A 22701-nucleotide genomic window follows, 5' to 3' on the forward strand; every position below is an offset into this window, starting at 1 on the left:
AAAGCATAAAGCATAAAGCTTAAAGTATAAAGTTGAAAGTATAAAAGTTATGAACCCAAAATGATAAAGAATATCAATCTAAATCCTTCTCTCAAAGGAGAAGGATTTAGATTGATATTCTTTAAAGGATCAAGTGTCCTGTTTCTAATAGGGTTGAGGACTAACAAAAGATTTAAGTAAGAGTTAAATAGCAACTATGAAAAAATATTACTTATCGGCCTTACTGGTATTGGTTTGTTCGGTATTTGCTTTGGGGCAACAGAAACCGCAATACACGTTGTATATGGTTAATCCGTTTATGCTGAATCCTGCTGTATCCGGTACTGAAGATTATACAGATATCAGATTAGGTTTCAGGAAACAATGGGTCAACTTTGAAGGTGCTCCTCGTACAATGTACCTGAGCGCACACACGGCTCTTGGAAAATCCAGGGTAACCAATAACAGGTCAAAGAATAAGAAAAATGGTTTCCATGGTGTCGGAGCTATAATATCTAATGATGTTATAGGCCCAACAAAAAACACTACCATAGATCTAGCTTATTCTTACCATTTACAGTTTGCTAAAAATCTATATGCATCTTTAGGTATAATGGGTGGGCTTCAGCAATACTCTTTAAATGCCAATATGCTGCATACTGCTAACCCAGACGATGCTCTGCTGGTAAGTTCAACGAATACTTCCCTAGCAGATATAAATACCGGATTCTGGATATATTCTGATAAATTTTTTGTCGGCGGATCAATGGTTCAGGTTATGCCTCAAAAACTTTATAATGCAAGGGAGGGTGCTATTTCTTCGGGTAAGCTGTCTCAGCATTATTTTATTACTGCAGGTTATAGATTCCCAATTGGGTATGACTTTGCTCTTATTCCATCTTTCTGTGTAAAAGCAGTTGCTCCGGCACCTATCTCTTATGATATCAATGCAAAACTTCGATATAAAGACTTCTTATGGGCTGGTGTATCCTACCGTAATACGGATGCAATCGCTTTTCTTGCTGGTGTTATCATAAACAATACATGGGATATAAGTTATGGATATGATTATACCACAAGTGATATAAGACTTTACAGTGCCGGTTCTCATGAAATTGTTGTCGGATATAGACTAAAACCAAAGAACAGAATTATTTGTCCATCTCACTTCTGGTAGGAAGTGGGATGGATATTTGTCTAAATTGCGATCCATGTGCCTCGTCCTTAAATAGGTTTACAGTTTTTAGTTTAAATACTGAATAGAGATTACAAATATAAAATAATCCTAGGATAAGTTTACGTTTATAGTTTGGAATCAGAAGCGGAAACGAGCTCTGCTGAGGAGCAACTCGCTAGGGATATGATTCCGGGTGACGAAGTCATATTAATAGCCTGTCTGTATTTTCAGTCAGGCTTTTTTGTGACTTTGGATTCCTTAATGCCTTTAAAAACCTATTTGGTGGACATAATACCTCCTTTCTCTTTACGATCATATGTATTTCATCTTCGCTTAAATTCTCCCTTCATAGTATGAGCCTGTTCTGGTGTTAACATCTCAATATTATAATGTAATCTTATATTATTATATATCGATATCGCTTTCGATATAAAATTTTGAGCTGTTTTAAAATCAGAGAAATATTCCTCTAATAGTTCATCTTTAAGAATACCATTAACCCTTTCAGCTATTGCACTTTCAATGGATCTGCCTGGCCCAAGCTAGACCTTCATGAGTCATTTAAATTGACTTATTGGCATAAAGATTCACCAACCGGCAAGCATACACAAACCTTATTAACACCTGAAGCCTTAGTTAATGGAATAAAAATAATGAGTTCTATAATTATACCATTGAGTTTATCTGTAAAGGAGGCAAGACAGTAACAACCCCACAAGGCGGCTTCAGACTGGAAGGAGGAAAATCGGAGATTCCTCTTGATCCACCTACTGCCGACTGTTTTCCACCTGCTGTGCACAGCGCAGAACCTAAAAATGAAACGACAGCCCGAATAGACTGGAAAAGTATTTCCGGAGCAGAAGAATATGTTGTTGTATATTCACCTAAAGACGGAGGTGGCCAGGAGAAAATATTTACCACCACTGCCGCCAATGCAAAGCTTACCGGCCTTACTCCTGGTGCGATCTATCAATATAAGATCCGATGTAAATGTAGCGGTAAGTTCAGCATAGACTCAGAACTGGGAGAGTTTGATTTGTCAAAATCAGAGAAGGGTAATAAAGATTGTGATTCCATAAGCAATCTGAAAATAAAACAGATTACAGAGACAGAGATCCAGCTCAGCTGGCCCTACCCACAGCCGGTTAAGCCAGGTTCTAAGACTCAGACTTCTTATAAGATCAGGTACAAGGAAAACGGTCAGGTCTGGAGCCAATCCTATCCAATAGATCTGGTAGTTACTTCAGAGCTTCAGGCGGATTATACGGCTCAGGGCGAAGTAAAGAAAACAATCGATAAGCTTTCTTCCGGAGTTCGTTATGACATAGAAGTAAAAGCCTATTGTGGAACAGAAGATGCCATTGCCAATGAGCCGTTTAGCGGAACAACAAAAGAGGTGAAGGAAGCTGACTGTTCTCAAGGAGGCAGTTGTGATCGTACCTCTAAGAGGCCATTAGAGGGTTTAAAAGTTGGTGATACCATTGGTGTCTCAGATTACAAGATGAAGATTATTACCCTTTCCCCGGACACGAGAGGAGCCTACCTCTGGAAAGGTACAGGAGTGGCAGCAACCCCATTAATAGGAAAAACTGATAATGTGCGGTTTAATATTGATTTTGATTCCCTGTATGTCAATGATAAAGTTTGTGTGACAGCCGGAAATCTGAAGGCAGGAATAGGAGCTCAGCTCTTTGATAATGAAACTACAGCAAAGATACGAGGGTTGGTCGATGATTTCGGTACAGCATTGAATGATGCTCAAAAGGCTTCAAAGGATGCAGCTAAACTTATTGATGATGCCCAGAAAGCAGGAGAAGATGCCTTAAACTATTTCCAGGGTGGAGATGATGTAGGTTTCGTTAAAACAGGAGGTCTTGGCGGTATCAGTACAGAAGCTGAGAATTTCAATGACCTGGAAGTAGAAGGGAACTCCATTAAGGTAGGAGGAAAGAGCTATCCTGTAGAACGATTCCCTACGCTAGTAAAGGATAGTAATGGTAATGTAATTTCAGTAAGCAGTAATGGGACCAAAACAGAAGTAGGACATTACGATGAAAGTCTCAAAGGTCTTCAGGATGCCCCTACCTCTTCAAAAGCAAAAGTAATCTTCAAGGCAAATAGCAATGCCACCTATTCGTTTGATGCCTGGCAGGATGGATATGGTAAGTCTGTAGCTATGGCACCTCACTACCTGAATATTGATGGTAAATATTATTCAGCCAAAGCGATTACACCCGGAGCAGTTGATAAAGTGGATTTTGACTTTTCAGGAGGAGATAAGAGCAAGCTGGTGTTTGTAAACAGAGAAGGCTTTGTATTTAAGACCTTGTCAAACTCCACACTACAATTAGCCGGAGGTCCAGCCAAAGACGGTCAGGAGATATTGGCTATTTATGACAATGGATCAAAGAAAGAAATAGCCGGAGCATTGTTATTGGCTTCCTATCATATAGTGGAGAAGAAGGTGAAGCTAGTAACCCTGGCTATGGGTAATAACTTCAATAAAGATATCAATGCTATTCAGGCGCAGCTGAATAAAGCTTATAACCCAATAGGTATCAATTACACAGTAGAGGTGGATAATAGCTTTGATAGCAACAGAGACTGGTGTGATAAAGGTAACTGTGACTTTAATACGGGAGGATCAGGTTTATTAAACAATGACTATACAGGAGTAGAAGCAAGAGTAATAGATGCCTACATCAATTTCAAAGGTGAAGATAAATTAGAAGCGACAACAGCCTACATGTTTGTGATTGGCATGAGCAAAGCCGAGCAGGGGGATGAGGCATTGCAAGGTAAGATGAATTTCTCCAAGCAGTTTGGTTTTCTTTATTCTGCCGCAAGCCAGAATCCTAAAACCCTGGGCCGCACCCTTGCACACGAGTTAGGCCATGGTAACTATAAGTTATATCACATCTTTGATCCAATGTATCTGGGAGATGCCGCAAGAAACTCAGACAACCTTATGAGCTATAATACCAATGTAAATGCACTGGCTCTGAATAAGCTTCAGTGGGATGTTGCACACGATCCAGGAGTGACGTGGGGGGTGTTTAAGAGGGATAATGATCAGAAGTTTTCCTTGCCTTGTTTGGGGATAATGGATGATTGTGACGATGTTATAAAAATATTAGAAGCAATTAGAGCAGCTAGAATAGCTCATCAACCTTTTAAAATCCCAAATAATGCGGGGACATCTGTGTCTTCAAAAGCAGGTACCTCATTGGAAATAAATGGAACTTCATTTGATAAAATTATAGTGAAAGTAGAATCTAAACTTGATGTTAATGTAAGTGTATCATCATTTCAAAATATAACTATCGAATACTTAAATGCATTGGGTAAAATAGAAAATGAGTATGGCATTGCTTTTAGAGATGAAAATGGCTCAACAGTTATAAAAATTTTGATTGAGGACAAGAGTTCAGATATATCTGGAAAAAGGGAGAGGTTAAGAAAATATTTATGTGAAGATAATAATCTAGTAGCCGTTTTGATGGATATTAGAAATACTAGTATTAATAAGTTAGGAAGCACAAATATGTTACCACTTAAAGATATTAGTATGGTTGAAAGAAATGTTAAACTAGGGACAACAACATTTAATTATCTTAAAGGATATTTTTCAAGCGAGAAAAATCAGGAAACATATCTTTTAGTAAATCCAGTTAGTTACTATGAAAAATCTTATGGTTTCGAGATTATTTTAAATAAAACAGATAGATTTATTCTTGAGCTGTCTTCTGAAGCTTCTCCAGAAAATTTTTCTAAAGAGAAACAATATTTAAAAGATTGGTTATTCAACCCGAAAATAGTTCCTGAGGCATCTTACCCTAAATATCCAATTACTAAAGAACAGTTAAAAGAAATTTTTAAGGATGAGAAAACTGATGATGAAAGATTAGAAGAAGTAGTGGTGGCTATAAACAAGTATAGTAATAAATTTAATTTAGATACTAAAATTGAAATGTGTCATTTTATTGGTCAAATTGGTGCAGAAACAGGAGGATTGCAGAAGCTGGATGAGTCTGTAAGTTATACTCCCAAAAGAGTTGTTGAAGTTTTTGGGCTGAAGAAATATGCTCATTTATTTCAAGGATATAATTCAGATGGGACATGCACGGGAGTTACTTATTTACAAGATGGATTAACAAATGGAAATGGAAAGGCTGCTAATATTTCACCTGTATTTCCTTATTCGACGAAGGAAAATATTATAGCTGCCTATGCAAGTCCAACTGTTCCAGAGATGAAGGATGGAAAAATAAATAATGTTAATTCAAATTATAACAGTGGAATTATAAGGGTTAAAAATGATTATCATGGTTCGGATGCTAAATTATTTAATGTAACTTATGCTTGCAGATTAGGAAATAGAGGTGTAAATTCAGAAGATGGAATGAAATTTAAAGGAAAAGGCTTTGTTCACTTGACTGGAAGATATAATTATAAACTGATTTCTGATACATGGAACGCTGATCCTGAAAATGCTTTAAATAAGAAAAGTTTCCATATTTCATCTTCTGATGGAGGAAATTTAGAGGAATTAGAATCAAACGTAGATGTTGCTATTAAGGCAAGTTTGTATTATTGGGAATTAAATAATGTCAATGATTGGACTGGTGCCTCCATTTCCGATGAAAAAATTAGGCAAGTAAGTAGTTTAGTTAACACGGGTAATACGACTACGGCTTGGAATGATATTAATGGTATAGCCACAAGAAAAAAATTTACAGATAAAGCAAATCAAATTTTTCCCTAATGAAGATTATAAAAGTATTTTGTTTGTTATTATTAATAATAATTCATAATGTATCATCCCAATATGTGGAGAACTATGAGAGTGCTTTAAAATGTATTAAAGGAACATGGCAGGGGGAGAATCAAATTAAAGAACCTTTCGCAGACCTGAGTTCTGAATTTCTTATTTTTAATAATAATCTAATTCTGAGGATTAAATTAGAAGAATCTTTTTATAGTGTGTCAAGATGTTATTTTCAGAACATATCTAATAAACCTAATGAACTCACGAGAATAAATCTTGATTCAATAAATAAGAATAAATACAATAACAGAAACTTCTATTTTACCCAGTCCACATATATTGATGATTATTTTAAGTTGAAAAAAAATGAAAACAAAGAATACCTTTACAATATAGCTCCTGATTTTTCATGTCAGGATGATCAATTGGTATATTTTTATGGAGAATATGCCAGAGTAAATAATGTTCCAGATGAAGTAATAAAATTTATAATAGAAACCGTCAATAGAAACAAGAATGATAACCTTTTGATTTTTATCAATAAAAAATTAATGAAAGTTAAAAGTGATAAAGCTTATTTATATTCATCTATGAAGGAAAGAACTAATAGTTATATAATCAAAGGGGATATTGTATCTGTTGAAGAAGAATCTGATGAATGGCTAAAGATTAAATTTTTTGGAAAGAAAATCATAGAAGCTTGGATAAATAGAAAAGATGTTGAATAATACAAAACTATTTACATTACAGGGCTCTAGAAAGAATTTATAAATTAAATTTTGATTGATACTAATGGGGAGTGTAAATTAAACTGTGTCAGTTTACATTTATAAGATATAATTAAAGTTACTATTATTATTAATTAGAAGTTGGTATGTGGGTAAATCTTTTTCAGATTTATCCATATATCAACTTCTTTTTTAAAGGATGGCTAGTTTCAATCTGCCCTCAAAATGAATAGCAAGCTGTGCTACAGTCTGACTCCATCCGCGTATGCTACTCCATTTCCTGGAAGCATTTTCCATAGCTAGAAAAATAAGCTTTAACAGAGCTATGTCGGATGTAAAGGCGCCCTTGGTCTTTGTCGCTTTTCTTATTTGTCTATGAAAGCCTTCTATGGTATTAGTGGTGTAAATTAATTTTCGGATAGCTTCTGTGTATTTAAAATAGGTTGTGAGCTTTTCCCAGTTATTCTTCCAGGAGGCTATAACCAAAGGATACTTCTTAACCCATTTCTCTTCCAGCAATTGTAAATGGTCTGCTGCCTGATCCTTATTTACTGCCTGGTATACCTTCTTGAGATCTTTCATAAACTCCTTCTGGTCCTTACTTGCTATATACTTGAGACTATTGCGAATCTGGTGAATTATACAGCTTTGTACTTCTGTCTTAGGATAAATAGTTGAGATGGCTTCAGAGAATCCTTTCAGATTATCTATGCAGGCAATAAGGATATCTTTAACACCTCGGTTATTAAGATCAGTCAGCACGGAAAGCCAAAAGTTGGCTCCCTCACTTTCAGAAATATACATCCCCAATAGTTCCTTGCGCCCTTCGGCATTTACTCCCAATACATTATAAACACAACGGGTGCTTATTTTACCTTCATCTTTGACTTTATAAAACATTGCATCCAACCAGACGATGCAATATACTTCCTCCAGTGGACGGGATTGCCATTCTTTGAACCTGGGGATAACTCGGTCCGTAATGGCGCTTAATGTCGCTGCAGATATCTCTGTGCCATACATTTCTTTAATATGACTCGATATATCTCTTACGCTCATTCCTAAACCATAAAGACCAATAATTTTTGATTCAAGTTGGTCTGATAAAATAGTTTCTCGTTTGCGGATAATTTCTGGTTCAAAACTACTGTTCCGGTCACGCGGGGTTTCCAGGGTTACATGACCATCGGTTGTTTTAACTGTTTTGCTGCTATAACCGTTTTTACGGTTGCCCTTGACATTGCTTTCTTCAAGATGACCTTCTAATTCTGATTTTAAGGCATCTTCAAGAAACTCTTTTATAAGAGGAGCAAATGCTCCATCTTTTCCATAGGGAGATTTCCCTTGCTTGAACTGTTCTAAAAACTTAGCCTTGATCGCTTGATACTCCGGAGATTGTTTTTCTTGGTTTGTCATAATCTGTGTCTTTTTTAACCTTTTTGGTTGTGACACAGTTCATTTTACAGCCTCGAAATTAAGATCGCTTTTTAGAGCTGCAGCGCAGAAAGATTAGCATTTTCGTTTTGTGTATCTTTATCCTTTCTTAACAATCTCTCTCTCTTTCTTAATCAACTCTTAATAAACCTCAGACGATAAGTTAACCTAAGGCAAGTAGTTTTACCGCATCAAAACTTAACCAAAACGATGAAACTAAGATTAAGTACTGCATTTTTAAGTATTGCTGCGGGTTTGCTTACACCATCTTTAAGCAAAGCACAGGTTACATTGCTGCATGATTATGTAAATAACAAATCTGCAGCTATCGGGACCTTTCAGGGTATTGATTTTCGCGAAGCTGGATTCTCAGGTTTATATCCGATCGCAAATACTAATGGAAAAGAATTCTGGACTGTTTCAGACAGAGGGGTAAATATTGATTGCGCTAATGCCAATTCAGCAGAATGCCGTCCTACTTATGATAAGATGTATGCTTTCCCATCCTATGCTCCAAAAATTCATAGAATAAGAGTGAATGGTGATTCTATTCAAATCTTACAGTCAATATCAATAAAGCGACCTAATGGAACTACAGCGACAGGTCTGCTCAATCCTGCGGGGTTTGGAAGTACAGAATCTGAATTGAACAGTACGGATACTGTTCTTAGCTGTACAAACTTTGCAGCTAAAACAGTTGCGAAAGATATCTGGGGTATCGATTCTGAAGGTTTAGTGGTAGATAATGAAGGTAACTTCTGGATTTGTGAAGAAGGAGGACCTTCTATCTGGAAACTAAACAGAAATGGTGTTGTAGTGAAGAGATTTACCCCTTATGCAAACCTTCCTGGTGCTCAACCTGAAGATGTAGCCATCGATACTGTATTTAAGTATCGTAAGAATAACCGCGGATTCGAAGGTATCTCTATTACACCAAACGGAAAGATATATGCAATTATACAAAGTCCGATTTTATATCCGACGCCTGCAGCAGGTGATGCATCCAGAATCCATAGGATTTTGGAAATTGATCCGGCAACGAATGCTACCAGAATGTTTGCATATGTAAACGAAGGTGTTATTGGTTCAGGATTAAATCAGGTGAGATTAAAAGATTGGAAGATAGGTGATATGGCTGCTATTAACAACAATGAATTCTTAATCATTGAGGTTGGTATAAGAGGAACTACTGATAGCAAAAAAGTTTATAAGATTGATATTAGCGAAGCAACTCCTGTGACTTCTGAGTTATACAATGGAAAATCTTTAGAAGAATTAGCTGATGGTGATGGCTTAACAGCTAATGGAATAGTACCTGTTGGAAGAACTATGTTCCTTGATTTAGTAGCTAACGGATGGCCTGCATCTTTGGATAAGGCGGAAGGTTTAGCTATTGTTAATGATAGTACTGTTGTTCTTTGCAATGATAATGACTATGGTCAAACTTCTCCAAATGCAGATGGTCTTGCTACAGCAACTGGAAATCTTAGTCATATGTTTGTTTTTGGTTTGAAAGGCTCTGATAAAATATCTAACTATGTACCATTTGCCTCTGCTTTGGCTGAAGGTACAACAGGTATCAGTACTTCAACGACACCTTATCTGGTCCCTGTTACTCCTGGTGTTAAATTAACTTCCATTCTTACCACAAATGATGTAATTAATGGTTATAAAATGTGTGGTATTCCTGATGGATTAGGAGCTTTTGATAATAATGATGGGACATTTACACTGTTAATGAATCATGAGTTTGGTAATACAGCAGGTGTTACAAGAGCCCACGGGTCAAAAGGAGCTTTTGTTTCTAAGTGGATTATTCAAAAAGCAGACTTGTCTGTAATAAGTGGTAGTGATCTGATCCAGAATGTGAACCTGTGGAATGGAACAGGCTATACGACTTATAGCAGTTCAAGCCCTTCATCGTCTGCAGCATTCGCTCGGTTCTGCTCCGCAGATCTTCCTGCGATTTCTGCTTTTTATAATATAAAAACAGGTATGGGAACACAAGCACGTATATTTCTGAATGGAGAAGAAAGCGGTAATGAAGGTCGAGTGTTTGCTCACATTGCTTCTGGCTCTGCTGCAGGAACATCTTATGAACTTCCTGCTTTAGGTAAAGCTTCCTGGGAAAACTTAACCGCAAGACCTCTTGAAAGTGATAAGACTGTAGTTGTAGGTATGGATGATTCTTCTCCTGGACAGGTATACGTTTATATCGGAAGTAAAACTGATTCAGGATCTGATGTTGAGAAGGCTGGATTGACTAATGGAAAACTGTATGGCATTTCGGTAACAGGTATGCTGAATGAAGCCAATACAAATATACCTGTTGCAGGCACAGAATTTACCTTAGTTGATCTTGGAGATATTAAAAATTCGACCGGGTCAGAGATCAATACGAATAGCAATAACCTTGGAGTGACCAACTTCTTACGTCCGGAAGATGGAGCATGGGACCCGTCTAGTCTTAATGATTTTTATTTCGTAACAACAAATGCTTTCACAAGCCCAAGCCGTCTTTGGAGACTTCGTTTTTCTGATATCAACAATCCTGAAGCTGGTGGAACCATTGAAGCTGTGCTTGATGGAACAGAAGGTCAGAAGATGTTGGATAACCTGGCTATAGACCATTATGGACATATTCTGCTTGTTGAGGATGTTGGAGGTAATGCCCATATCGGAAGAGTTTTGCAGTATGATATAGACACAGATGTATTAACGACAGTTGCAGAACATGATCGTACTCGTTTCCTTAACGGAGGTGCTAATTTTCTTACACAAGACGAAGAAGCTACAGGTATTCTGGATATGCAGGAAATACTTGGTCCAGGTATGTTCCTAACCGCTGATCAGGCTCATTATGCAATACCAGGTGAAGTAGTAGAAGGTGGACAATTGCTGGCATTGTTTAATCCTGATTCTTACAATGCAAACCCTGAAATTTCTATAACGGCCAATAATAACTTTGGTACGGTTGCTACCGGAAAAACAATTAATCAGGATGTTATAATATCTAACACAGGCCCTGGTGCTTTGAAAATTAAAGCAATCAATTTTTCCGGAACTGATTATGCGCTTGAGGAATCATTGATCTTCCCAATTAGCATTGCTGCAGGTGAATCTCAGACTCTTGCAGTTACATTTGCTCCTCTTGTTGACGGTCTTCACAATGCAATCATGACAATTGAGAACAATGACTTTGATGAATCAAGAGTTGAAGTTGCCTTAACAGGTCTCTCTACATCTCCAGGAGATGTAACAAGTATCCCTTCTGGTTATCACTCTGTTACTGGAATTCAGATATTCCCTAATCCAGCTGGTGATCTTGCTACTATTGCATTAACAATGGAAAAAGCAGAGCATGTAACCATCTCTGTCTTCAATTCAAAAGGTAGTCTAGCCACTGCTGTTATAGAGAAGGAATTAGCTGCAGGAATGAATGAAATAGCACTTTCTACATCAGCGTTACAAAATGGAATTTATGTTGTTAAGTTGTCTTCTGAAAGTGGTTCAAAAAGCGTAAAAGTAGTTGTGGCTCACTAATACAAACTAGTTGAATGGAGATCCCTCGAGGATCTCCATTTATATTTTTTGTATGAATATAATTGTAGTGAAAAATGAATATAAAATACCTGTTCCTGCTTTCCTTATCCTTTATTGCTTTTATCAGCATCTCTTTTAAAACCTGTCTGTTGAATGAGTCAGATTATAATTCAGGATACCATCACAGACTGCTTGAATTTAACCGGGAACAATCAGAACTATTGGACTTAATACAACATTCTGATTTTAACTCACCGACCAGTCTTGATAAAATAAAACATAAGATTAACTCCTGCCGGATTTATTTAAAGAAGGTGGATTTCTGGCTTCGTTATCTAGAGCCAATTTCATATAAAAAGATTAACGGACCTCTTCCTGTAGAATGGGAAACAGAAGTATTTGAAAAATTTGAAAAACCATATAAAAGAGAAGGTGCTGGCTTAACTCTGGCAGCTATGTATTTAGATGAACCCAATTCTGAAAAGGATTCGTTGTTAAATTTAATTCTGCAATCTCAAAGAGCTTCTTCAGTTTATTCTGCTGATTCAATCACTAAAGCTTTAAAATCTTATCATCATTTCTTTCTTTGTAACAGACTATTTCTATTAAATCTTTCCACGATTTATACAACAGGATTTGAGTGCCCTGATACTTCTCTGGTAATTCAAGAGCTAAGAACGATGTTGCGGGAAGTGAAAAAGATTAACACATCATTTGTAAAAGGTTTTCCGGAAACTCCACTTGATGAAACGTATCTCAACCTGTTTGACAGAATGATAGAGTTTTCGGATAGGCAATCATCCAATTATAGTGAGTTCGATCATTTTACCTTTTTGAAGGTATATGTTAATCCTTTGTTTGCAATGAATCAGGGCTATATTAGAAATTATAAGGTAATTTCTAAAAGTTATATGGATTATTCTCTGAATAAAAATTGCAATTCTATATTCAGTAAATCGCTTTATATCGGACAAAATCCTAAAGGAGTTTTTTTGAGAGTTAAAGACGCAGAAGCATTGGCGGAAATTGACAGAGTAGGAAAACTTTTGTTTTATGATCCTATATTATCCGGCAACAATCTCAGAAGCTGTGCTTCCTGTCATAAACCAACAGAATATTTTACAGATACTACAATAAGGACTTCTCTTCAATTTGACAGGCAAACATCATTGAAGAGAAACTCTCCTTCGCTTATCAACGTGGAGTATAATCACCTCATTATGTTGGATGGAAAACATATTTCTCTTCAGAATCAGACCAAAGAAGTTATTGAAAATCCTCATGAGCTTGGAAGCAATGAGAAAGAGGTTATGCTAAAAGTATTGAGTTGCAAGGAATACAAAAAATCCTTTGCTCAACTTTTAAAATATACTCCACAGGAAAAGGAAATAACTTTTGATCATATAATTTCTGCCGTTACTTTCTATTACAGCAAGTTTAGCAGATACTATTCTTTATTTGATGAAGCAATGAATGAAGATAAAGATCTTCCTGAATCTGCCAAACAAGGATTTAATTTGTTTATGAGTAAAGCACAGTGTGCAACATGTCATTTTGTTCCATTGTTTAACGGAGTTAAACCACCATATACTAATTCTGAGTTTGAAGTTCTTGGAGTTCCTGATGTATCTGGAATTACGAATCTTAGTTTAGATAAGGGTAGGTTTGAAGTTCATCCGGCCAGTGAAACGAATAATGCATTCAGAACCGGAACTGTTAGAAATGCAGCTCATACTGGTCCGTATATGCATAACGGAGTCTTTAAGAATTTAAGGGAAGTAATAGATTTCTATGATGCAGGAGGGGGAAGCGGAAGTGGACTAGATGTGCCAAATCAAACTCTTTCATCAGATTCCCTTCATTTAACTGATATTGAAAAAAATAAGCTAATAGAATTTATTTTTTCATTGGATGAAAAGATCCAATTTGAGCAAGCCCCTGAAAATTTGCCTCAATCAAAAGTAAATGAGTTAAATAAAAGAAAGGTAGGAGGAGAATACTAATTTGCACCCTTATGAAGTTTTATTTTATTGGAATGATTGGAATATTGTTCGCTGTTTGTTTTGGACAATGTGTAACTCGCAATAATGTATCCTATAATTTGCCGGAAGCAATGCTGCCTCACGTAAAGCAAGAATACCTTTCCCGCTGTGAAAAAGGTAAAATACTTTACGATATAAATTGTGCAGGTTGTCACAATACAAAAGTCAAAGGAAAAATTGTGATTCCGGATTTTACTCCCGAGCAGTTAAAAGGATATGAGCTTCGTATTACTAATGCAAGACATTCAGAAACATTAACTGATACTACTGTCACTGAAGAAGAACTTGGTATTATTATGACATTTTTAACTTATAAGAAAAAAAGTAATAAGTAATGGTATTGGTGTTTCTATTGTTCTTTTCAATATTCATTCAGGACTTACAAAGTTTATTTTTTGTACTCTATATTTATTAGTAGAGCAAAAGCATTGACCATATCAATGCTTTCTTTTAGTTCAATCAAAAAAGTTCCATTTTTAGAAAGTATATTTTTCTTCAGAAAAAATAGTTGGATATGGATGGAACTAAACCTCGGCAATAGTCCTTTCATTAGGATTATTAGAAATATGGAAAGAAAATTTGTAGTACAAGGGATCTTTATATTTATTGCGGCAATATTTATCATACGCCTTTTTTTACTTCAGGTTGTAAGCTCGGAATATAAGGAAATAGCTCAACGTAATGCCACAAGAAGAATGATAGATTATGCTCCGAGGGGTGTAATTTATGCTAGGGATGGAAAGCCTCTTGTTACCAATACTACAGTATTCGATCTCATGATTGTTCTGAAAGAAACCAAAATACAGGACACTGCAGAGTTTTGTCGAAAGTTACATATAACAAAAGAAGAACTCAACAAGGTTATTAAAGAAATCAGAAAAGACAAGGCTTGGTCACGTCCTACAGCTTTAATTAAACAATTGTCGTTTAATGACCTGGGAAGAATAGAAGATGTTCTGATAGATTATAAAGGACTATATACCCAAACAAGGATCATCAGAAATTATGAACAGCATATTATGGCTAGTGCCCTTGGATATATTGGGGAAATAAGTAAAAAGCAACTGGAGTACCAGAAGGAAAACTATTATTCTAAGGGAGATTATCTTGGTATCAGCGGTCTTGAATCCTTCTATGAGAAAGAATTAAGAGGGAGGAGAGGTGTTAAGTATTTGATGGTAGATGTGAAAGGTGCAGAAAAAGGATCTTTACTTGGTGGCAAGTATGATACAATACCTGTTCCAGGTAATGATCTTTACACTTCAATTGATGGAAATCTGCAGGCGTATGCTGAAAAACTTATTGCCTATAAAAAAGGAGGAATTGTTGCTATAGAACCTTCTTCAGGAGAAATACTTGCATTTGTTTCTGCGCCTACATATGATCCGAATTTACTTGCAGGAAGAAAATTTTCAAAAAATGCTTTTGTTTTGCAGAAGGATACTTTAAAGCCTTTGTTCAACAGACCTTTGATGGCAATGTATCCTCCCGGTTCTATATTTAAAATCGCTCAGGCGCTGATAGGTCTCCAGTTGGGTGTGATTAATGAACATACATTATTCCCATGTAATAAAGATATGGTCAAATGCCATAATCATGCTTCACCTCTTGATCTAAGGGCATCTATACAGCATTCCTGCAACCCTTATTATTATCAGGTATTCAAAAAGATTATAAATCAAGATAAGTTTCCGGATAAATTTAGAGACACTGAATCAGGCTTTGATGAGTGGTATCACCTAATCAGAAACTTCGGATTCGGACAAAAGCTCGGCGTTGATATTCCTAATGAAAAAGCAGGTTCTATTCCTAGCAATGCTTTTTATGATAAAATTTATGGTAACCGTCGATGGAAGTTTTCAACTATTTACTCCCTTGGTATAGGTCAGGGGGAAATCGGTATGGTTCCTCTGCAGATGGCTAATTTTGCAGCATGTCTTGCTAATAAAGGATATTACATTGCTCCACACTTTGTCAAAGGGATAGGAAAAGATCAGGAACTCTCTGAAAAGTATAAAGAGAAGCATTATACAGGAATTGATTCAAAATATTTTGATATAATTGCCGACGGAATGGAGAAGGTTGTCAGTGAGGGAACAGCAGCCGCATCTAAAATTAAGGGAATTTCAATATGCGGAAAAACCGGTACTGCCCAGAATCCACATGGAGAAGATCATTCTGTTTTTATCGCTTTTGCTCCAAAAGAAAATCCGAAGATTGCCATTGCTGTTTTTGTTGAAAATGCAGGCTGGGGAGGTGCCTGGGCAGCTCCGATTGCCAGTCTTATGATAGAGAAGTATCTTACTGATACTATTACAAGGGCACCATTGGAGAAAAAAATTCTGGAAAAGCGTTTTTATGAACCGAAACCTGTTAAAAAGCCGGTAGAGGTTTATGTAAAAGATCATGATAAATCAAAAGATGTCAATAAGGATAAACAGAATTAGTAATCTGAAACATGAAAGAAAAGGAAAGATTAATGGAGATGTTGTTCAAAAAAATAGAAGTATTATCGGAAGAACAACTTAAAGCCTTAGATATATTTATGGATTTCTTGCAAAAGGAAGAGAATTTAAAATCAGGTAACTTAACTGAAGATTCTCTTATCAAAAAGCTGGATGAGAGAAGAAAAAATGACAGAACTAAGTTTCTGTAATTTTGTAATTAAAAACAGCAAAGCTTCCAATAAGGAAACTTTGCTGTTTATTACATTTATTTTGTAAGCACAATTTTTTTGATAATTTGTTTCTTACCTGAAGTATATTTGCATATATAAACACCTTGCAGATATTGAGTTCCATTCCAGCTGAATGTAACAGTTTCTCCTTCATTAACATTTGTTTCAAGTAATTTTTCAACAAGAGTGCCATCTGCTTTATAAATTTCGGCCTTTGCAACTCCAGTTTCATTATTCAGCACAGAGAAAGAAAAATTATCTGAAGAGGGATTCGGATATGCCTCAAAGTGGACACTTTCAGGACTTTCAATATTATTAATATCATTATCAGCCTCTGAACTTTTTAATGTTGATGTAGCGACTACATTAACAAATACATTACTGACAGGTCCGGGAGTTCCTGCTCCGTTTGGTAAGGAATAAGGTCTTGCGCTGATATTGTAATTGCCTGTTGTTACTGGCCATTGATTATAATCGCCACCTGTATCGCCTGCAAGAGAAAATGGAGCAGAATTATCTGTTCTGTATGGTATTGAATTTAAATTAAAGGTAACACTTCCTGGATTAGTTGTGGGATTCCAGCGAACATTGATCTGAAGCGGAGCTTGCTTGAATATATAATCATTGTTATGAAGCCATGCTATATCTTCATTGGTCGTTGCATTTACAAGGGTAAAGTATGGTATATTGGAAGACGGCTTGGTTGGGTTGTAAAACCATAATCTCAGTTTCCTTTCCTCAGGATTAGATGAAAAAGCTAAGCGAGTAGTGAAATATACATTCCCTGCTGCATTTCTGATATTATTTGATCCCGCAAATGAGGTGCCGTATAACTCCCTCAATGACCTTGAGTTTTGAGTTGTCAGGTCAGATTGATATATTTCATCAAAAGATTCAACTCCACTTACAGTTGCATTATCTGTAAAGAAAAAGAGCTTTTCAGTAGGCTCGAGGACAGATCCGGAATAGAAATTAGAGAATGTATAAAAATTAACGGTCCCAGGACTTGTACCATCAGATTTTTTCAATGGTAGTTGAAACAAATTGCTAGCCGTCATGACAAGTGTATTGTTTGTAATAAACATTGGGCTTAAAGCGATATCAATAAATATATTATGTTTTATTTCTATAGTACCTGCTGAAGAACCATTGCTACTCCATAGGGAAACAAAGTCGACACCAGAGTTTTCTATTAAATAGAAATACAGTTTATCCTTATATTTAAGAAGCTGAGTGAAACTAAAGGTAACGAAGTCGTCACTTAAAGATTTAATAATACTTGTCCCTGCTGTTGTGCCATTACTTTTCCAAAGTTCACCATAATTGATAAATCCGGATGTATATTCTCTTGAAAAGAAGATAATTCCGTTTACATCAGTAAGGTTAAGTCCCAATGCTGTAAATGGAAGATCTACCGCCATTACAGTACTTGCAGCCGAACCTGTGCTTTTCCAAATATTAAATCCTCCAGGACCAGCAAAAGCTGGAAAATACAAGGATCCTGAAGATATTATAATATTATTGGCCAGACCGTCTCCTGCGCCAGGATTGATATCTTTTACTATGTTAAGCACATTGGACAGATTTAATTTCCATAATTCATAACCACGGACACCATCATCTATACCTAAATATAAGGCTCCATTATAAACGATCAATGGTTTGATAGTGGGATAGGCAGCAATTTTTGTCGTATTAACACCAGTTCCATTGGTACGCCACAAGGCTGTTTTACCATCTGCCTGAAGGGTGGTAAAGTAGATAAAACTCCCCAATCTTAAGTTGGTAACATTCAGGAATGGTTCTCCTGTTTTTTTAATAAAATAGGTTGAAGCAGCAGTACCATTAGAGGTCCAGAGTGAATCTGCACTTGTAAAAAATAATCTGTCTTCCATTGTGGTAAAGTTTGTACTTCCAGTAGGAATGACTTTCATTAAAACAGGTTGACCATTGGTTTTTCCTAAAACCAATGTAGCAATAACAGTCATTAACGTTAGCGTTCTTTTGAAAATTTTCATTGCTGTTGAGTTGGGTTGAGCTCTAAAAACTATTGCTTTTTGTAATTGTTTGTATATCAATAGATCAGTTGTGATGAACTTTTTGGGAAAATTATGAGTATCCTGTTTTATGTTTTTTTCGTATAAAGTATTATGGATATTTAAATGAGTTTACTATGCGCAAGACTTTACTTTTAATAGGAATTTTTATCCTTCAAATAACCTATACATTAAAGGCTCAGGATAACCTTTATAAAGTGGCGAATATCAGCGGAATTAAATTGAGGGAAGTTCCGGCTGCAAATGGTCAGTATGTTGTGTTCATTGCAGAGAACGAAAGTGTCTTATTGCTTTCTAAATTACAAGGTGATTGGTGTAAGGTGAAATACAATGGAAAAGTTGGCTTTACTCTTTTTGAATATCTAAAAAAGGCTGAAGTCAAGCCAGCTGTTAAAACCGATACTACCAATGTTCCCGCGGTAAATGAGGATCCTAAGAAAGCAAAAGAAGCAAAACATCGTAAGAATAAGAAGAAACAGCAATAACATTGCAAATAAGATTTTTCCATTCCTTAATGAAGGAGTCCTTTGTTAAGGAATGTTTTTAGTTAGGAAATTATATTGCCTCCTTTTATTATTTTTTTACATATCCTTCTGAATATTAATCTTCTAAAGTTATTTTATTGAATTTTATCAATAAAAAATATAACTTTTTTGTACAAAGATGTATTTTTGTGCAAAATCAATGTCTTTTAAGAATGAATTTATTTCGAATACTACCGCTCTTATTTTTTATTTTTCTGAAAATCAATCTTTATGCTCAAAATGGCATATTAACCGATTTCTCTGGAAATACTACTTCCGGATGGGCTGGAACCAATCCTTCACATTTTGTATTAAGTACGGCAAATCAGGAGTTAAAAATACTATGCTCTAGTGTGGGGTATGAAAATCTGGAATTTGAATTTTCTCAGATTTCAATTATATCAAATCCTGTAGTTACACTCAAAGTTAAAGCTGCAAGTAATTTCAATTTAAGGGTTGATCTGCAGGATGCATCTGGTAAATGGACAGCACTAGCTTCTCAGTCAAAAGCAGTTACAGGAAATGGAAATTATCAAAACGTGACATTTGACTTTAAGGATAAGTTTCCTTCAGGGTTTGATGCTGGCAAAATTGTTACTGCTACATTTTTCTTTAATCCTGGAACGAGTTATTCAGGAACTGTATATTTTGATGATGTGACTATCGGAGATCCTATACCTTATCTGCCAGGGAAAATCTTGATTAATCAGATTGGTTATGAACAGGAAGGGCCTAAAGTGGCCATCTATCAAACAAACCTTGCCGCAATCTCTACAGATAGCTTTTATATTGTAGATAATAACAATAAAATAGTATATAGAGGGTTGGGCACCTTTAAAGGACAAGTTACAGGTTGGTCAACAGGGAATTACTGGAAGTTAAACTTTTCAGATTTTGAAGGTACAGGAAATTTTAAAATTAAAATGAAGGCTGGAAATCTATACTCTTACTCATTTAAAATTGATCAGAATCTCTTGTTTAAAGAAACAGCTTCTAAAGTCGTTTCCTTTTTTAATAAAATGAGGCATACCGGTGCATCGGATAAATCTTTATCCTTTTATGGCTCAAGAAGTGGTACTGTAGATGTTCATGGTGGATGGATAGATGCAACCGGAGATCCAGGTAAACACATGTCTCATCTTTCATATGCCAATTACTTTAATCCTCAGCAAATTCCATTTGTAGTCTGGAGTCTCCTTAAATCATATTCGTTAAATCCAGATGCTTATGCGGCTTTTGATGAAGCATTGCTTTCCGAAGCTGCATTTGGAGCAGACTATATTATCAGAAATGTTGACCCTGCCGGTTATCTTTATATATCTGTATTTGATGATTGGGGGAATTCACCAAACAGACAGATAACAGAATGGGGGCAAGCCCCTGGGTGTGACAATTGTCGTTCTGCTAACTATCAGGCTGCAATGCGTGAAGGAGCAGGTGTAGCAATTGCAGCATTAGCAAGAGCTTCTCGTATGAATATTTCTGTCGGTGAATATACTCCGTCTCAATACCTGGCTAAAGCGGAAGTCCTCTACAATCATTTGAAGTCACCTGGAGCAGGTGGATATGCAACAAAAAATTTGGAATACTGTAATGATCATACTGAGAATATAATCGATTTTTACTGTGGCTTGCTTGCTTCTACTGAATTATATCTGACTACTCAGAATGCCTCCTACCTTACCGATGCTTCTGATTATGCTGGTAGACTGATGGCATTGCAAAAAACAGAAGGTTATCTTTCCTCCAATGTTGCAGGAACCAGACCATTTAATCATGCAGCCGATGAGGGTTTGCCTGTAATTTCTTTAATTGAGTATGCAGAGGCTAATCCATTGCAAAAGCCTGTTGTTGCAGGTTTTATTCTAAAATGGGTAGATTGGTATAAATCTTTATCAACAGAGGTAAATAATCCCTTTTCATATGTAAGGGAATATGCAAGACCTTATAAAGATGGTGTTTCGTTACCTGCAGTTAAATCTTTTTTCGTTCCTCATGATAATGAAACAGGTTACTGGTGGCAAGGTGAAAATGCCCGTCTGGCTTCTATGGCAAGTGCTTTATTAGCATCATATCGTTTTCTTGGAAATTATGATTTTTCAGGTGACTTTAATAACGAATTTGCAATCTCTCAAATTGACTGGGTATTAGGAAAAAATCCATTTGATGTATGTATGATGACAGGTGTTGGTACAACTACATATCCTACTTACCTTGGAGGAGCAAAGTATCCTAACTATGTCGGAGGAATTTGTAATGGTATTACTGCTAAAGATAAAAATGAAAGCGATATTGCCTGGGCTCCGTTTGCAGCTTCAGATTGGCAAAACTGGAGATGGGTCGAGCAGTGGCTTCCTCATGATGCCTGGTTTCTGGTTTCTGTAGCTCAGTTAAATGCTATTGTGGAAGATGTTGAACCTCTGCCTTTGAGCTTTTCTCCATCTTTTAGAAATGAAGAAAGTATTATCTGTTTTCCTGTGCCATTCCATCATGAACTTTCTGTGCAATTGCCTTCAGGGGTTTCTCCTGAAATGATTAAAGTATTAAATGTGCTTGGTGAGACACAAAAGCTTATTGAGAATCCATCTGGAAATACATTCAATATTTCTACGGAAAATTGGTCTCCTGGACTATATTTTGTAGAAGTGCATACTCAGAGCAAAGTAAAAACCATTAAAGTTGTAAAATAAATAATCATTCGTTTCTACAACTATAATAACCCTCCTGAAAATACTCTTTTGGTTTTTCAGGAGGGTTTTGTTTTTTTAAAACAGTTAAACTTGACAGAATTAAAGCTCAGATTTTATTTGCCTGTTTTTTATATACAAAACATTTGAAAATATAGAGAAACTAATATTAATCAATGACCAAATCCTAAAAGTCAAGGCATTTAAATCTAGGGACTAAAGGAGTTTATTGTTAGTAATGCATTGATTTTTAATGTGCAATTTATGATGAGAACTTAAGGGGAAAACCTTGAGAAATTGGTAAGTGGATGTGGCCTCAAACTTGTTATTAGTAGGTTAGGACTTAAAAAATACTACTCTTATGAAACCGATCATTTATTCAGGCCTTTTTCTAATGTTATTTGGATTAAACATCCCTGCTCAGTCCCAGCCTGGCAGAGGTCATGATAAACAAAAACAACATAATAATAACAATCATTACAACAATAACCGAGGCAATAACAATTCACATCATTATGCACGGGTTGATTACAATAAAAAACATGGTCATTCTAATGGACCGGGTAACAGAAACATCTATGTTGACAGAAGAGTAACAAATGTATACCATACTCCCCAGCGCTATGGAGTTATGCCTGTCTATAGAAGCAGTGTTGCATATGCTCCTTCTTCTTCAATAATTATTTCAAATAGAGGAATAAACTTCCGTTATTATAATGGAATTTTCTACCAGCCTATGAATGGATCTTATATAGTAGCATCTGCACCATGGGGTGCAAGAGTTAGGACTATTCCTGTCAATAGCTTGAGAGTGCATGTTGCTAGTGTACCATATTATTACTACTATGGTTCTTTTTATACTCACTCAGTTCAAAATAATGAATATATGGCAGTGCAACCTCCTATGGGTGCCAGAGTTGATTTCCTGCCTGAAGGAGCATCGAAAGTATATGTAGATGGAAATACTTATTACGAAGTTAATAATACATATTATAAAGCCTTTGCTGATGAAACAGGAGCAATATGGTATGAAGTCGTAGGGCAGAAGTAATAAGGGAACTAATTATAAAAAGAAAAAGGGATAT

The 22701-nt window shown here is 36.0% G+C and carries 14 protein-coding genes; 11 read left to right on the plus strand and 3 right to left on the minus strand.

All coding sequences use genetic code 11. The features are described from left to right. Positions 1-196 precede the first annotated feature (196 nt). Positions 197-1156 (plus strand): PorP/SprF family type IX secretion system membrane protein, encoded by a 960-nt coding sequence (locus MYP_RS16485; protein WP_045465705.1) that lies wholly within the window; start codon positions 197-199, stop codon positions 1154-1156. A gap of 323 nt (positions 1157-1479) precedes the next feature. Here the strand turns inward: MYP_RS16485 and MYP_RS26950 are convergent, their stop codons facing one another. Continuing rightward, on the minus strand, positions 1480-1680 hold the full coding sequence (locus MYP_RS26950) for an integrase core domain-containing protein (RefSeq protein ID WP_081990567.1): 201 nt from the start codon (positions 1678-1680) through the stop codon (positions 1480-1482). 269 nt (positions 1681-1949) lie between these two features. Between MYP_RS26950 and MYP_RS16490 the strand changes: the two genes are divergently transcribed. Further along, entirely contained in the window at positions 1950-5921 is a 3972-nt protein-coding gene (locus MYP_RS16490; RefSeq protein WP_045465708.1) for a fibronectin type III domain-containing protein, read from the plus strand. Continuing rightward, positions 5921-6652: a hypothetical protein gene (locus MYP_RS16495; RefSeq protein ID WP_045465711.1), complete on the plus strand. Its 732-nt coding sequence runs from the start codon at positions 5921-5923 to the stop codon at positions 6650-6652. The genes MYP_RS16490 and MYP_RS16495 overlap by 1 nt, the downstream gene beginning before the upstream one ends. A 192-nt stretch (positions 6653-6844) precedes the next feature. Here the strand turns inward: MYP_RS16495 and MYP_RS16500 are convergent, their stop codons facing one another. Next, complete coding sequence (locus MYP_RS16500) at positions 6845-8068, minus strand: IS256 family transposase (protein WP_045465714.1); 1224 nt, start codon at positions 8066-8068, stop codon at positions 6845-6847. A gap of 228 nt (positions 8069-8296) precedes the next feature. On the opposite strand from MYP_RS16500, the gene MYP_RS25265 reads away from it, so the two are divergent. The 5 genes from MYP_RS25265 to MYP_RS16525 all read left to right on the plus strand — a co-directional run bounded on the left by MYP_RS25265 (position 8297) and on the right by MYP_RS16525 (position 16327). Beyond that, positions 8297-11629, plus strand: a complete 3333-nt coding sequence (locus MYP_RS25265; protein ID WP_052430283.1) for an esterase-like activity of phytase family protein — start codon at positions 8297-8299, stop codon at positions 11627-11629. Positions 11630-11703: 74 nt separating this feature from the next. Then, positions 11704-13632, plus strand: coding sequence for a cytochrome-c peroxidase (locus MYP_RS16510; protein WP_045465717.1), 1929 nt, complete (start codon positions 11704-11706; stop codon positions 13630-13632). 11 nt (positions 13633-13643) lie between these two features. Continuing rightward, positions 13644-14006: a c-type cytochrome gene (locus MYP_RS16515; protein ID WP_045465720.1), complete on the plus strand. Its 363-nt coding sequence runs from the start codon at positions 13644-13646 to the stop codon at positions 14004-14006. Between the two features lie 231 nt (positions 14007-14237). Further along, complete coding sequence (mrdA, locus tag MYP_RS16520) at positions 14238-16118, plus strand: penicillin-binding protein 2 (RefSeq protein ID WP_081990568.1); 1881 nt, start codon at positions 14238-14240, stop codon at positions 16116-16118. Between the two features lie 11 nt (positions 16119-16129). Beyond that, positions 16130-16327, plus strand: coding sequence for a hypothetical protein (locus tag MYP_RS16525; RefSeq protein ID WP_045465723.1), 198 nt, complete (start codon positions 16130-16132; stop codon positions 16325-16327). Between the two features lie 56 nt (positions 16328-16383). Here the strand turns inward: MYP_RS16525 and MYP_RS16530 are convergent, their stop codons facing one another. Next, positions 16384-18366 (minus strand): T9SS type A sorting domain-containing protein, encoded by a 1983-nt coding sequence (locus MYP_RS16530; protein ID WP_081990556.1) that lies wholly within the window; start codon positions 18364-18366, stop codon positions 16384-16386. 155 nt (positions 18367-18521) lie between these two features. Between MYP_RS16530 and MYP_RS16535 the strand changes: the two genes are divergently transcribed. The 3 genes from MYP_RS16535 to MYP_RS16545 all read left to right on the plus strand — a co-directional run bounded on the left by MYP_RS16535 (position 18522) and on the right by MYP_RS16545 (position 22667). Continuing rightward, positions 18522-18890, plus strand: coding sequence for an SH3 domain-containing protein (locus tag MYP_RS16535; RefSeq protein ID WP_045465729.1), 369 nt, complete (start codon positions 18522-18524; stop codon positions 18888-18890). Positions 18891-19102: 212 nt separating this feature from the next. Continuing rightward, on the plus strand, positions 19103-21619 hold the full coding sequence (locus MYP_RS16540) for a glycoside hydrolase family 9 protein (protein ID WP_052430284.1): 2517 nt from the start codon (positions 19103-19105) through the stop codon (positions 21617-21619). A gap of 358 nt (positions 21620-21977) precedes the next feature. Continuing rightward, positions 21978-22667, plus strand: coding sequence for a DUF6515 family protein (locus MYP_RS16545; RefSeq protein ID WP_156140686.1), 690 nt, complete (start codon positions 21978-21980; stop codon positions 22665-22667). The last annotated feature ends 34 nt before the right edge of the window (positions 22668-22701 follow it).

This window comes from Sporocytophaga myxococcoides, assembly GCF_000775915.1.
Lineage (GTDB): Bacteria > Bacteroidota > Bacteroidia > Cytophagales > Cytophagaceae > Sporocytophaga > Sporocytophaga myxococcoides_A.

What these genes read in the sequence shown, in the direction of transcription:
- mrdA (WP_081990568.1), top strand. Translation starts at nt 14,238, where the DNA reads ATGGAAAGAAAATTTGTAGTACAAGGGATCTTTATATTTATTGCGGCA.
- MYP_RS16545 (WP_156140686.1), top strand. Translation starts at nt 21,978, where the DNA reads ATGAAACCGATCATTTATTCAGGCCTTTTTCTAATGTTATTTGGATTA.
- MYP_RS25265 (WP_052430283.1), top strand. Translation starts at nt 8,297, where the DNA reads ATGAAACTAAGATTAAGTACTGCATTTTTAAGTATTGCTGCGGGTTTG.
- MYP_RS16525 (WP_045465723.1), top strand. Translation starts at nt 16,130, where the DNA reads ATGAAAGAAAAGGAAAGATTAATGGAGATGTTGTTCAAAAAAATAGAA.
- MYP_RS16535 (WP_045465729.1), top strand. Translation starts at nt 18,522, where the DNA reads ATGCGCAAGACTTTACTTTTAATAGGAATTTTTATCCTTCAAATAACC.
- MYP_RS16485 (WP_045465705.1), top strand. Translation starts at nt 197, where the DNA reads ATGAAAAAATATTACTTATCGGCCTTACTGGTATTGGTTTGTTCGGTA.
- MYP_RS16510 (WP_045465717.1), top strand. Translation starts at nt 11,704, where the DNA reads ATGAATATAAAATACCTGTTCCTGCTTTCCTTATCCTTTATTGCTTTT.
- MYP_RS16495 (WP_045465711.1), top strand. Translation starts at nt 5,921, where the DNA reads ATGAAGATTATAAAAGTATTTTGTTTGTTATTATTAATAATAATTCAT.
- MYP_RS16500 (WP_045465714.1), bottom strand. Translation starts at nt 8,068, where the DNA reads ATGACAAACCAAGAAAAACAATCTCCGGAGTATCAAGCGATCAAGGCT.
- MYP_RS16530 (WP_081990556.1), bottom strand. Translation starts at nt 18,366, where the DNA reads ATGAAAATTTTCAAAAGAACGCTAACGTTAATGACTGTTATTGCTACA.
- MYP_RS16515 (WP_045465720.1), top strand. Translation starts at nt 13,644, where the DNA reads ATGAAGTTTTATTTTATTGGAATGATTGGAATATTGTTCGCTGTTTGT.
- MYP_RS16540 (WP_052430284.1), top strand. Translation starts at nt 19,103, where the DNA reads ATGAATTTATTTCGAATACTACCGCTCTTATTTTTTATTTTTCTGAAA.